13 protein-coding genes and 1 pseudogene are annotated in these 12,434 nt (G+C 60.1%); 1 reads left to right on the top strand and 13 read right to left on the bottom strand.

All coding sequences use genetic code 11. The annotated features are described in order from the left end of the window. From purU to ACT6VE_RS33500, 11 genes and pseudogenes are all read right to left on the bottom strand, one after another. Positions 1–351 (bottom strand): annotated as a pseudogene (purU, locus tag ACT6VE_RS33550) (formyltetrahydrofolate deformylase); the annotation flags it as partial. Between the two features lie 39 nt (positions 352–390). Beyond that, positions 391–1,617, bottom strand: coding sequence for an NAD(P)/FAD-dependent oxidoreductase (locus ACT6VE_RS33545; RefSeq protein ID WP_444802508.1), 1,227 nt, complete (start codon positions 1,615–1,617; stop codon positions 391–393). Between the two features lie 30 nt (positions 1,618–1,647). Then, entirely contained in the window at positions 1,648–1,935 is a 288-nt protein-coding gene (locus tag ACT6VE_RS33540; RefSeq protein ID WP_444802507.1) for a MurR/RpiR family transcriptional regulator, read from the bottom strand. 153 nt (positions 1,936–2,088) lie between these two features. Then, positions 2,089–3,090 (bottom strand): inositol 2-dehydrogenase, encoded by a 1,002-nt coding sequence (gene iolG, locus ACT6VE_RS33535; protein ID WP_444802506.1) that lies wholly within the window; start codon positions 3,088–3,090, stop codon positions 2,089–2,091. Between the two features lie 18 nt (positions 3,091–3,108). Then, complete coding sequence (locus ACT6VE_RS33530; protein WP_444802505.1) at positions 3,109–3,933, bottom strand: 3-methyl-2-oxobutanoate hydroxymethyltransferase; 825 nt, start codon at positions 3,931–3,933, stop codon at positions 3,109–3,111. 4 nt (positions 3,934–3,937) lie between these two features. Next, positions 3,938–4,717, bottom strand: coding sequence for a TIM barrel protein (locus ACT6VE_RS33525; RefSeq protein WP_444802504.1), 780 nt, complete (start codon positions 4,715–4,717; stop codon positions 3,938–3,940). A gap of 4 nt (positions 4,718–4,721) precedes the next feature. Then, positions 4,722–5,033, bottom strand: coding sequence for a MocE family 2Fe-2S type ferredoxin (locus ACT6VE_RS33520; RefSeq protein ID WP_444802503.1), 312 nt, complete (start codon positions 5,031–5,033; stop codon positions 4,722–4,724). A 43-nt stretch (positions 5,034–5,076) separates the two neighbouring features. Next, the gene (locus ACT6VE_RS33515; protein WP_444802502.1) at positions 5,077–5,904 is read right to left on the bottom strand and encodes an ATP-binding cassette domain-containing protein; all 828 of its coding nucleotides are present in this window, start codon (positions 5,902–5,904) and stop codon (positions 5,077–5,079) included. A gap of 8 nt (positions 5,905–5,912) precedes the next feature. Further along, on the bottom strand, positions 5,913–6,893 hold the full coding sequence (locus ACT6VE_RS33510; RefSeq protein ID WP_444802509.1) for an ABC transporter permease: 981 nt from the start codon (positions 6,891–6,893) through the stop codon (positions 5,913–5,915). 159 nt (positions 6,894–7,052) lie between these two features. After that, positions 7,053–8,027: a substrate-binding domain-containing protein gene (locus ACT6VE_RS33505; protein WP_444802501.1), complete on the bottom strand. Its 975-nt coding sequence runs from the start codon at positions 8,025–8,027 to the stop codon at positions 7,053–7,055. A 115-nt stretch (positions 8,028–8,142) separates the two neighbouring features. After that, positions 8,143–9,165, bottom strand: coding sequence for a sterol desaturase family protein (locus ACT6VE_RS33500; protein ID WP_444802500.1), 1,023 nt, complete (start codon positions 9,163–9,165; stop codon positions 8,143–8,145). Positions 9,166–9,462: 297 nt separating this feature from the next. Here ACT6VE_RS33500 and ACT6VE_RS33495 point away from each other — a divergent pair, with 297 nt between their 5' ends. Next, positions 9,463–10,491, top strand: a complete 1,029-nt coding sequence (locus ACT6VE_RS33495) for a LacI family DNA-binding transcriptional regulator (RefSeq protein ID WP_444802499.1) — start codon at positions 9,463–9,465, stop codon at positions 10,489–10,491. 166 nt (positions 10,492–10,657) lie between these two features. Here ACT6VE_RS33495 and ACT6VE_RS33490 read toward each other — a convergent pair whose 3' ends face one another. Together ACT6VE_RS33490 and ACT6VE_RS33485 are read right to left on the bottom strand one after the other, a co-directional pair. Next, positions 10,658–11,005, bottom strand: a complete 348-nt coding sequence (locus ACT6VE_RS33490; RefSeq protein WP_444802498.1) for a hypothetical protein — start codon at positions 11,003–11,005, stop codon at positions 10,658–10,660. Positions 11,006–11,101: 96 nt separating this feature from the next. Next, positions 11,102–12,289, bottom strand: a complete 1,188-nt coding sequence (locus ACT6VE_RS33485) for a hypothetical protein (protein WP_444802497.1) — start codon at positions 12,287–12,289, stop codon at positions 11,102–11,104. Positions 12,290–12,434 lie beyond the last annotated feature (145 nt).

Below are 12,434 nucleotides of genomic sequence, written 5' to 3'. Positions count from 1 at the left end.
GCCGACGATGTCGATCGGCAGCGCGCCGATCTTCCAGCGGTAGAGCAGGTCGTTCAGGCAATGACCGAAGCGCGACACCATGAGCAGCACCTTCATGCGCTCGTCGCTGTCGTTGAAGCGGTAGTTCATGCCGAAGGGTTTGGCGACCGGCGCGAAGCCGGCCTTGATGTCCTCCTCCGACAGACCTTCCTGGGACAGGAAGGTGAGCCGCATGAAGAACAGGCCGGTTTCGAGATCGTCGAACTGCGACGAATCCGAGATGTAACACCCCTTTTCGGCGAGGTAGCCGGTGATCGCGGCGACGATTCCGCGGGTCGATTGGCAGGATACTGTCAGGACGTGGGAGGTCATCTTTTCTCTTGTTTTCTGCTTGAAGTCTGGAATGAGCCGCTAGGCGGCGAGCAGCTGCTTCAGTTTGATATCTGGGTTTGCAAGCGCTGCGGGATCGGGCCGTCTGCCGGCCGCAATCAGCATTTCGGCGAGGCGAATGTCGCGGGCGACCGCATTGCCCGGTCCGATACCGCTTGCGGCAAGCAGCCGACCTTCTCCATCGAGATGGAACAGGACAAAGGCATCAGGGGAGAGATTGCGCCGGATGATCGTCGTTGCCCCATCGGCAAGCCCTGCGACCTGGAGCGTCAGCTCGTATTGGTCCGACCAGAACCACGGCACGGATGTCCGGATATCGGCCGCGCCCGTCATGTTCGCCGCGGCGCGAATACCCTGCTCCTGCGCGCTTCGCCAGGATTCCAGGCGCAGGCGTCGGTCACCGAAGTGGACCGAGGGAAAAGAACAGCAGTCACCGGCGGCAAAGATGTCTGGATCGCTGGTGCGCAGGCTGCTGTCGACCGAGATGCCGTTCTCGATGGCGAGGCCTGCCCTCGCAGCAAGCTCCGTATTCGGAACGGAGCCGATCCCGACAACCAGAACGTCTGCGGCAACGCGGTCCGCGTGCTCAAGGTCAATCGAGACGTTAGCGTCCGTCTCCGTGACGGACCGGATTTTCACCCCGCAGCGGATATCGACACCCTCGGCCGCGTGGCGATCAGCGATCAGCGCCGCGATCTCCGCGGGTACGCCGCGCGAAAGGATACGCGGTAGCCCTTCGAGCAGGATCACCGACGCACCCAGCCTTCTTGCACTGGCTGCAAGTTCGAGGCCAATAAATCCGCCGCCGAGGATGGCAATGCACCGGCCAGCTTGTAGGAATGGCTGGAGCGCCAAGGTGTCCGCATGTGTCCGCAGCGAGCGGATGCGCCCAAGCGGAGAGGCAACATCGGCGAGCTCTCGCGGTCGCGCGCCCGTCGCCAGAAGCAACCTGTCGTATCCGAGCGTGGAGCCATCCGAGAATCTAACGGTCTTTTGCTGACGGTCGATATCGGTTGCGGTCACCCCGGTCCGCACTGCAATATCGAGGTCTTCGTAGCGACCGGCATCGGCAATCCATTTGGGCTCGACACCCTGCTGAAGGCCCTCCTTGGACAGGGGCGGCCGCTCGTAGGGCAACAGGGTCTCGCTACCAACGAGTGTCACATCACCCGCAAAACCACGCTCGCGTAAGGTCAGGGCAGCACGAGCACCGCACTCGCCTGCGCCAATGATAACGAAAGAAGTCATTAAACGAGCCTTTGCTGTTGTCTGGGCCGGTTACTGGTTCGTCCGGGCGACGGCGATCAGGTATTGGCGAAAGGCGGCCTTCATCTCTTTGAAGCTCGCATACCCGCTCCGCGACGCGAGGCGGATGATGGTGGTCCCCGAGACGCCGCAGGTTCGCGCCACCGACTGCAGGGAGCCGAACGCGATGATCTCCGGCTTGCTGAGAAGCAGCCGCATCGCTTGTTCCAGAAGGGTCGGAAATTCGATACAGCGTTCGGCAATCAACTGCTTGAGATCTCGAATGCTCGGCGGAGCCTTCACGCTTGCGGATGCCAACATTCCAATCTCCTCGAAATGCGCAGGAAGGACTTTCGGGCGAGATAACGCGACCGTTTGGATCGGGCTTTCTGCTGCCGGAGGCCCGGCGCCTCCTTCAACAAGGCCTTGAGGACGTTCCCGACGGTGGTGCGCCGGGAAGGTCCTTCGCCAAACTCAGCCAACGAGGCTTGCAAGCGAGACAGGGTCACCGGTTTGGATGGAGAGGGTCGCCGCTTCCGCCATGGCAAGTGCGGCAACGCCGTCTTCCAGCGTCACCGGCAGCGGCGTTCCACCGTTCACCGCCTCCACGAAGGCCGCCCATTCCGCGGCATAGGCCGGCATGTAGCGCTCGAGGAAGAAGTAGGTGGGCTTTGCCCCCGTCACGCCCTGCGTCGTCGATTTCACCACGGTGTTTTCGAGCATGTTCTGCGCCTGGAGCAGACCTTCGGAACCGAGCAGTTCCACGCGCTGGTCGTAACCGTAGACGGCCCGGCGGCTGTTCTTGATGACGGCGATGCGGCCATTCGCATAGGTAAGCGTCACTACGGCCGTGTCGACATCACCCGCCGCCCCGATTTCCGCATCGACGATGGACGAGCCGACTGCCGTCACCGTGACAGGCGGCGCGCCCATGATGAAGTTCGCCATGTCGAAGTCATGAATCATCATGTCCCGGAAAAGGCCACCCGACACCTTGATATAGGAAACCGGGGGGGGTGCTGGATCGAAGGACGTGATGGAAAGAAGTTCGGGCTTGCCGATCTCGCCGGCATCGACCGCCTTCTTGAGGGCGGAGAAGTTCGGATCGAAACGGCGATTGAAGCCGATCATCACCGGACGTCCGTTGGAGGAGACCGCCTTCTGGCAGGCTCGCGCCCGCGCCAGGCTGAGATCGACCGGCTTTTCGCACAGCACCGCCTTGCCGGCGGCCGTCGCCCGCTCGATCAAGTCGGAATGGGTATCGGTGGAGGTGGCGATCAGTACGGCATCGATCGTGCTATCCTCCAGAATGGCAGCGGTATCGCGCTCCTGCGCGCCATATTGCGCCGCGATCTTTTCGGCGGCGACCGTATTGATATCGGACACGGCGACGAGCGTGCTGCCCGGGTGGCTGGAAATTGCCGTGGCGTGCACGCCCGCGATGCGGCCGGCGCCGAGAAGGCCAACGTTAAGCATGAGATTTTCCTCTTCTGATCAGAGACCGAGTTCGGCCTTGAAAGCATTGAATTCCACATCGCCGATCGCGACATTGTGTCGGGGCTGCGGATAGGCGCCCGTGTTGACGTCCGCAATGAACTCACTGAAGGCGGCGATGCGCTCCTTCTGGAGCCTGCCAAATTCGGCGACGAAGTTGCGGTAGGTCTTGGCATGGCGCGGTCGGTGGCCATCTGTGTGGCCCAGCACGTCTTCCGCGAAGAGATATTGCGCGTCCGCTCCGGGGCCGGCACCCATGCCGAGCATGATCATCGACGTGTTGCTGGAAATCAGTTCACCCACCCGGTCCGGCACGACCTCCAGCTCCGCGCCGAAGCAGCCGATCGCTTCGAGTTGTTTGACATGGCGGAAAACCTTGGTTGCCTCCTCGGCAGTCTTGCCCACCGCGCGAAACCCGGTCCAGGTAATGTAGGAAGGAATGAGCCCGACATGGGCGACGACCGGGACGTGGTTGTCGCAAAGCACTTTCTGGATATCCAGCGAGGCGGCACAGTAGAAGCAGTCGCCACCCATGGCGGAGAAATGGTAGGCAGCACGCAGATAGTCCTCGGCTGTCGCCAGCGGACGGCCCTCGAACTTGCCCCATCCGCCATAGGGAAGGCCGACCTGCACGAAGCAACGGCCCGCCGCCTCGCGCATTTCGGGCGAGAAGAAGCGCCCCTCGATCGAGAGCATATGGATGCCCGCGGCGTCCGCGGCAGCGGCCTCCTCAAGGGTGGTGACATAGAGCATCGAGATTTTTTCACCCCGCACCTTCATGGCGCGGATGTCGGCGACGGTCGGGCGCGTGTTCTTGTGAACCATGGGATTACACCGTGAATGCGTTGCGGAAGGCTTCGAGGGCGGCTTCGGGGTCGCCGGAAGCGAAGGCTTCCATGCCGACCGGACCGGCATATCCCATTGCCTTCAAGGCCTTGGCGATGCCGTGCCAGTTCACCTCACCAGTGCCTGGTTCGCAGCGTCCCGGCACGTCGGCCACCTGGATCTCGCCGATCCACGGCAGGCACTTGCGGCAGAGTTCGATCAGGTTCCCCTCGCCGATCTGGGCATGGTAGAGGTCGAGATTGAGCCTGAGCCGCGGGTGATCGATGCTGGAGACAAGCGCCAGCGTATCCTCAGCCCTTCCGAACGGGACGCCCGGATGGTCGACGGGCAGGTTGAGGTTTTCCAGCGTGAAAGTGACCCCTTCAGCTTCAGCCATATCGGCGACACGGCAAAGCGTGTCGCGCGCCTTCAGCCACATCGCACCGGTCACGACCTCGATGGGTTGAACGGGAAGCCCCCCGTCGCCCAACCCCGTCCCGTGCAGGTTCAGCCGATGCACGCCGAGACGCTTGCCGACCTGCGCCGTTTCGCGCGCGGTGCGCAGAAGCTCGGCGGCACCCTCCTCGTCGGTCAGGCGGCCGGTGAGATATCCGTTCATGATGGTGAAGGTGGCGCCGGTGGCTTCGAGCTTCGCCAGATCATGCTCAGGCCAGTTCCACAGACCGACCCCAAAACCCATGTCCTTGAGACGGGAGGCCCGCCATTCGATGGGGCGGTCCCGCCAGATCATTTCGGCGCAAGCCGCCAATGCAAACTGTGTCATCGTCTCAAATCTCTATGAAAACGTCGCCATCCTCGACCTTGACCGGCCAGGTGCGAAGGTTGATGCAGGCAGGCGCACGCATCGCCTCCCCGGTCTTGTAGTCGAAGTGCGCACTATGCTTCGGACACTCGATGATGCCCTCCATCACCAGGCCATCAGCGAGGTGCACGTGTTCATGTGTGCAGATTCCGTCGATGCAGAAGAATTCGTCGTCCGGACTGCGGATCACCAGAAAGGTGCGTCCGCTGTGATCGAAACGAATCTGCTCTTCGAGTTCGACGTCCTCGGTTGCGCAAGCGCGGGTCCAGGTCCCCATGTCTTTATCCTTTGGCAGTTCAGGGTCTGTTGAAGCGGTAGCGTCAGGCCGACGTACCCGCATGCTGAGGCACATGACCGTCATGCGTCTCCATGTAGCCGTCGATCTGGGCTTCGAGTTCCGCCATGGTCTCGCCACCCGCCATCAGGTCGGTGATCTCTTCGCGCGACTTTTCCCCCTTCCGGAAGTCGGCGGCGACTGCGCCGCGGATCAACACCGCGAAGTGATCGCCGACCGCCATGGCATGCATGACCTGGTGGGTGATGAAGACGACCGCGAGACCCCGCCGCTTCGCCTCGTTGACGATCCGCAGGACATGGGTGGCCTGCTTCACACCCAGCGCCGCCGTCGGCTCGTCCAGGATCAGGACCTTCGCGCCGAAATGTACGGCGCGGGCAATGGCGAGGGATTGCCGCTCGCCGCCCGAAAGCCCGCCGACCAGGCGGTCGCCATCCTCGATCCGCGTTATGCCGAAGTCGCGAACCGCCTTGACGGCGATCTCGTTCGCCTTTTTCCGGTCGAAGATCTTGAACGGTCCCCAGCCCTTGGTCGGCTCGACGCCAATGAAGAACGAGCGGCCGATGCTCATTAGCGGGAATGTGCCACCGAACTGGTGAACCGTCGCGATGCCGCGGTTGCTGGCATCGCGCGGGCCGGCGAATTCGATGGGCTTGCCGTCCATCTCGATCGTGCCGGAGTTCGGGCGATACACACCCGAAAGCGTCTTGATGAGCGTCGACTTGCCGGCGCCGTTGTCGCCGAGCAGGCAGAGGACTTCTCCAGGACAGATATCCAGCGAGATGTCCTGGAGGACATCGATCGGACCGAAGGACTTACAGATGTTTCTAAGCTTCAGGATGGGCGTAGACATGATCGACCTCACTTCTTCTTCGGCGAATAAGAGAGTGCCATGCTGCGGAAGGTGTTGTTCATGAGCACCGCCAGAAGCAGCATCACGCCGATGATCAGGCTCGACCAGTTGCGGTCGAAGGTCGTGAAGTAGATGCCTTGGTTGACCACGGCGAAGGTGATGGTGCCGAAGAAGATACCGACGATCGAGCCGAAACCGCCTGTGAGCAGCACGCCGCCCACGACCACCGAGATGATCGAGTTGAAGATGAAGGACATGCCGGCGGAAACCTGGGCCGAGTTAAACAGGATCGCCTGGCACATGCCGACGAAGGCCGCACTCGTTGAGGAAAGGACGAAAAGGGCGATGGTCAGGCGGGCCGTCGGAATGCCGGCATTGCGTGCGCTGACCTTGTCGCCGCCCATGGCGAAGATCCAATTGCCGTAGGGCGAGTAGTGGATGACGTAGATGTAGATGGCGGTCAGCGCCAGCCACCAGAAGATGATGACCTGGAACGTGTTGGCCACGAACTGGCCGAACAGAAACTTGGCGAGTTCGGGTGCCTTGAGGGCGACGCTCGTCGTACCCGTCAGCAGGACCGACAGGCCGAGCACGAGGCCCGCGACAGCAAAGAGCGTGCCGAGCGTGACGATGAGGGACGGCACGTTGGTGCGCACCACAAGGAACCCGTTCACCAGTCCGACGACGAGACCCAGCCCAAGCGTCGCAGCGATACCTAGCCAGATCGGAAGGCCGTAATAGCCAGAGATGATCGCGACCGTCATGGAGCCTGCCGGGATCATCGAGCCGATCGAGATGTCCAGTTCCCCGGCGATCATCAGCAAACCGATGGGAAAAGCGACGATTCCGAGGTTGGCGGCAACGTTCAGCCAGCTTGCGGCACCGGCGGGCTTCAGGAAGTCGATGCTTCCGAACGCTATGAAAAAGGCGAAGACACCGAAAAGGCCAAGAAAGGCGCCTGCTTCAGGCCGTCGGAAAAGGCCGCCGATGGAAAAGCTTGTTGCCGATGATGGGGCCGGTGCTTTGGCAACGACGATCGGCTGGCTTGCGGTTTTCGAGTTCATGATGGTTCCCTACCCGGCTTTGCCGTGTTGTGGCGGTGGCCGCTCCCTGGGGAGGTCACAGGGAGCGGCCCTGAAGCGCGCCGGTCAGCGCGCGCCCTTCGACACGCCTGCAAGCGTCGATTCGATGTTCGACGCATCGACGATGCCCGGTCCGGTCAGAACCGGCCTCACCGGCAGATCCGTTCCGAAATCGATGTGGGAGGCAAGCAGCGACACTGCGAGAAGGGACTGGAGATAGGGCTGCTGATCGATCGCAAAGAGCTGCGCACCGTTTTTGATGCGATCGAGGCTGGCTTCGTTGAAGTCGAACGAGCCAAGCTTGACGGCCTCGACCTTGCCGGCCTGCTGAATCCCGCTTGCGGCGGCATCGGCGTCGCCGGCAGCGATCGTGATCACGCTGTCGATAGTGCCATCTTGAGAAAGCGTCGCCTTGACGGCTTCCGCAATCGCGGTCGGATCCCCGAAGCTTGTCGCCGGCAGCGGCAGCTGTTTGCCCGCACCGCCCGCCTTGGTGACACCATCAATCACGCCCTTGCAGCGTGCTTCTTGGTTGGCGCTGCCCGGCAGCGTGTTGACGCAGAGCACATTCTTCTGACCGTTTTTGCCAAAATAGTCTCCGCCAGCGACACCGGCGATATACTCATCGGATCCGATATAGTTGATTGCGCCGAGTTCCTTGGCCTTTTCGAGAGAACCGGCGTTCATCAGGATGACCTTGATGCCACTGTCGACCGCCGCCTTGATCGCTTCGTCTTCGGCTTCAGGAACCCAGTTGGGAATGACGATGCCGCTGACCCCCTGGCTGATGGCGGTGCGCACGAGGCCGGCCGCGTCCGGGCCGAGATTGTCATAGGACTGAAGTTGCAGGTAGGTGACCTTGCCGCCGTTCGCCTCGACGACAAACCGGCTGTCATCGACACCCTTCTTGATCTTGGTCCAGAAGGCATCGTCGGTCTTGCCGCCGACGACCGCGATGTCGGCAGCGATGGCGACGCTTGCGGTAAGACAGATGGCAACCGTGGTTGTGAGCGCTTTCGTCATGGTGATTAGTTTGGTCATCGGGTTTCCTCCCCTGTGTCCGCCAAGTGGCGGGTTGCAATGTTGACTGGATGGGTCGAAGCGACCCGTTTTGGAAAGCACCCGCCTCCTCGCGGGTGCTGAGCACCATCTGAGATCAGGAGTTTGCGCGCGCCGTCTTGGCGTTTAGGCGCTCCTTCTTCTCCTGGAAGCGGGCCTGCATCTGCACGTCCCCGTCTTTCGTGCCGTCGTGCCAGGTGCCGAACCACTTATCGAGCGGGATCAGGCCATCGCCGCCGTAGTTCACCTCGAAATATTTGTGGTGAAGGTAGTGGGCATAGGCATGGGTATCGATCGGCGTTTCCTCGGTGACCTCCAGCTTGTCGAAGCCGATGTGGCCATTGACCGCGCCGAAGCCGGCAATGTGAAGCTGGAACATCGCCACGATCGGGTTCGACGGGATGACGAGGTGCCAGAAGGCGACGGCATGGTAGAGAAAACCCTCGACCGGATGCATGGAGAGCGACGACCACGGCGACGGGTTGACTGAATTGTGGTGCACCGAGTGGATCCAGCGATAGAGCGGACCCCAGTGGATCAGCCGATGGATGAAGAAGAAGTGCACCTCGTGGATCATCGGTGCCACGGCGACAAGGAAGGCGAGATAATACGGATTGTCCGCCCAGCTCAGCCACGGCACCCAGCCATTGGCGAATACCCAGAGGAACAAGACTTCGACCAGCGTCCACAGCGGGATCGAAATGAAGAACGAGCGCAGGAAGTTGTCGATGTTCTGGCTTTTGAACCAGAAGACATCGGACGGCTGCTCGCCCGGGAATTTGGCATTGTACTTGAAGCGGTTGCCCTGCCTGCGCTTGACGTAGAAGAGCAGTTCGACCGAGCCGTAGAAGACAAAAATCGCACCTGCATTCACGGCGTAGAGCCAGAGCGGCCAGCCCCAACTCAGCGTCTTCATCACCTCGACGTCGGGCACGACGTAGAACCAGTAAAGCAGGGCCGTCGCCATATGGAAGGCATTCCACGGCCAGACATATTCCGGCAGCCACTTCAGCACGGCCATCAGCTTGGGCGGCCAGGCCCAGAACGGCGCGACTTCGATATGTCCGTTCGGCGTCCAGTCGCCGCGCTTGTTGCGAGTTCCGAAATTGAGATCGTCCATCGTCATGCCTCCGGGGCGCATCGCGCCTTATCGTCAAAGGGTCAGGAGAAACGGCGCCGGCTCACTGTCGCGGCACAGCACGACGTCTCCGGGCGAAAGCCCAAAGTGTGCAGACCTGACGATGTCGAAGGCAGTTCCTCCAGGCGGGGCACCGCGTTTGCGTCACCCGCCGTCCTCTGAACAGACAATGCCAACTTGACGTCTATTAAATCAAGGCGCATTTCTCCTGAGGGGTACGAACGTATCATTCGTCTCATAAAGCTGATTAAATGATATATTTTATCTCATGAGGATTCCGTGAGAAGACCGACCATCCGCGATCTCGCCGAGGCGGCCGGCGTTTCCATCGCCACGGCCAACCGGGTTTTGTCCGGTTCGGAAAATGTGAGCGGCAGCACGCGGGAGAAGGTCCAGGCGGCGGCGGCGACGATCGGCTTCTACGGACTGGGGGCGATACAGGCACGCAATGCAGCCGCGCGCCCGAAATACCGGTTCGGCGTGCTTCTTCTCCAGCCGCACCGCCCGTTCTACAGGCTGGTCGCACGAGCCCTTGTCGACGCGGCCGCGCAAGCTACCTCGGCCGATATCGATCTCAGGATCGAACATCTGGAGGATCTCTCGCCACAAAATACGGCCGAACGGGCGCTGGCGCTTGCCGAGGACTGCGATGCCATATGCATCACCACGGCCGTGCACCCCGTCGTCACGCAAGCCCTTGCGGAAATCCAGGCAAAGGGCATCCCGGTGTTCGCGTTGATATCCCAGCTCGCCGCAACGGGGCAGATCCACTATATCGGGCTCGACAACTGGAAGGTCGGCAGAACCGCCGCCTGGGCGTTTGATCACATCTGCAAGGCGCCCGGAAAGATCGGCATCCTCATGGGCAATCCGCGCTATCGCAACCAGGAAATGAATGAGACCGGGTTCCGCTCCTACTTTCGCGAGCACGCCCGGGACTTCGTGCTGCTCGAGCCACTTTCCACATTCGAATCCTCAGCCGTCGCCCAGGAAATGACCGAACGTCTCCTACAGGACCATGCCGATCTCGCAGGACTTTATGTTGCCGGCGGCGGGATCAGCGGTGCGCTTGCAGCACTGCGCGCCAGCGACCGCGCCGGGACGTTGATCGTGGTCGGCTACGAATTGATGGACAATGTCAGGGCTGCCCTGCTCGACGGAACCATAAGCCTCTCGATCGCCCATCCCCTGGCCCGCCTGGCAAGCGAGACCATCACCGGCATGATAAGGGCGATGACGTCAAACGGCGAAAATGCCAGCCATACGAGGATCGTCCCATTTGACATTCATACTCGGGAGAATCTCTAGCGGCCAAGCAACCACCCTTCAGCTGTTGAGCGGATATGAACCTGCAACCCGGTAAATGCGCATCACTAAGCGACTGATTTATTGTAGAAATTCCAAGTAACGATACGGCTCCTGTTGCGTGGCTACAGGAGGGCGAACATCCTTCGTTGCATTCACGCGCTCTGTTTCATTGGAAACACCTTAATTCGGTGTCCACGAAACCGGCAGCAGGCAAATCGTGTAACTCACGGTCGGTACCCGTGGCGTAGGAATACTGGAGTTGTTTTCCCTCTGAACCGACGCTTGATCGCGTCAAATCCCTTTCCAGCGATGACAAGTCACTCGCCTGGACCAAAGCGAGGCCTGTGGAATCAAAGACCTTGCTGACCGTCACCCGCGTTACTTTCTCGTCGTCAAACTTGACCGCGAACCGCGCAGGCTCGCCCGATTGTAGCTTCGCCAAAACTTTGTGAGCCTCCTGAATCTCATCTTCGCCTTCGACCAGCGACGTATGGTTAACGAGGTAATACGACATGCTTCAGGCTTCTCTCTGCTTCGAGGGCTTGCTAACCGCTCCCGCCGACGAGGTCACCACGCAGCTGTGTCCTTTATTTGGTTTGAAGTTATTGATCTACCGGTGTTTTCGATTGCGATCCAATACCAGCGCGTCGATATCGACCTGAAAGAAACGTAGCCAATTCGTCAAAGCTTTGCGAATCTCGTAATCATCCCTTTGATCAATGATAGCCTCGTAAAGGTCTCCACTTCGCGCTAACTGACGGACTGACGCTGCCGCGATCGAAGAGACGTTTTCTGCTGAAGTTATTGTTCGATTGAAAAGCTCGCGTACCAGTTCACGCTCAGAGACGTTGGTGCTCACTGAGGTTCTCTCGATGCTCGCGATCAATAATCCAATTAGGATGTCGCTGGCATTGATAAGCATCGCGCTCCGCAAGGATCGCACATTGCCACCTGGCCCTTTGTCCTTCGACTTCAGGTAGCCACTCACGGCGGCCTCCCAGTTCTTCCGAACCGAGGGTGAAGACTGTACTGAACCGACTTCATGTTTTGCCAGCACGGATCTCGGGATAAGATGTTGATGCTCGGCGTGCAAATAATTGTAAACGTGACGGAGCGAGGAGGGCGTAAGCTTCTTGGGATTGATCGAGTGAAGCCAATAGATGGCAAAATCCGGATCCTCAGCCGACCCAAGAAGGCATAGATCGTTGAATTGTATCGCGCTTAGCTTTGACCGCTTGGCTATTTGGCGGGGATCTTCTCCCTCGAGTATCGCCGCCAGGCCTTTCACCTCAAACCGCAACGCCCCGACCTCCGGGACTAGACGAGCAATCCAGAACGAATAGTAGCTTGCCAGCCAAGGATTCCCGGAGCCAGGCTCACGGAGCACGGAAGATACCTTGCGGGCGTGGTCGATGAGTTCGCCTGCATCAACGTGAGAAATCGCGGCAACCCGAAGGCCCTGCTGCAATATCTGATGAGACGCACTTTGCGGCGCGCGCTTGGCTGAGATCGTGATCTTCTCGATCGCGGATTGATAATTTAGGCGCGCGAGATCAACCATCGCCTCGGCGAAGATCGCTGAGTAGTCGCTCGATTTCAACAGCGCCTTGGAGCGCCTTAAGCGTTCAATTGAATCGACCCGACCTGCGTAGAAGGCGCTGAAGACGAAATTTACACTCTCCGGTTCCGCATCTTCAGGAAACGCTTCCGTGAAATCACTCAGCTTCCAGCGACGCTGCAACTTGTGCTTCAGCCACGAGCGTGACCGCGGCGAAAAATCGTCGAGATACTTTAGCAACTCATTCCCGTCATCGGTGGACCAGATTTCTTCAAGTAGATGACGATCCGAGTTTAGGCAAAGAGCATATGTCCGACATCAGCGCCCATGAGACAGAATTGGGTTAATTGAGAAGAGAGGATTTTCGGCTCATCGTAGCTCACCC

This window comes from Shinella sp., assembly GCF_052438155.1.
Lineage (GTDB): Bacteria > Pseudomonadota > Alphaproteobacteria > Rhizobiales > Rhizobiaceae > Shinella.
Note: the sequence above shows the minus strand (reverse complement) of the source record. Positions and strands in the feature narration are given on the sequence as shown.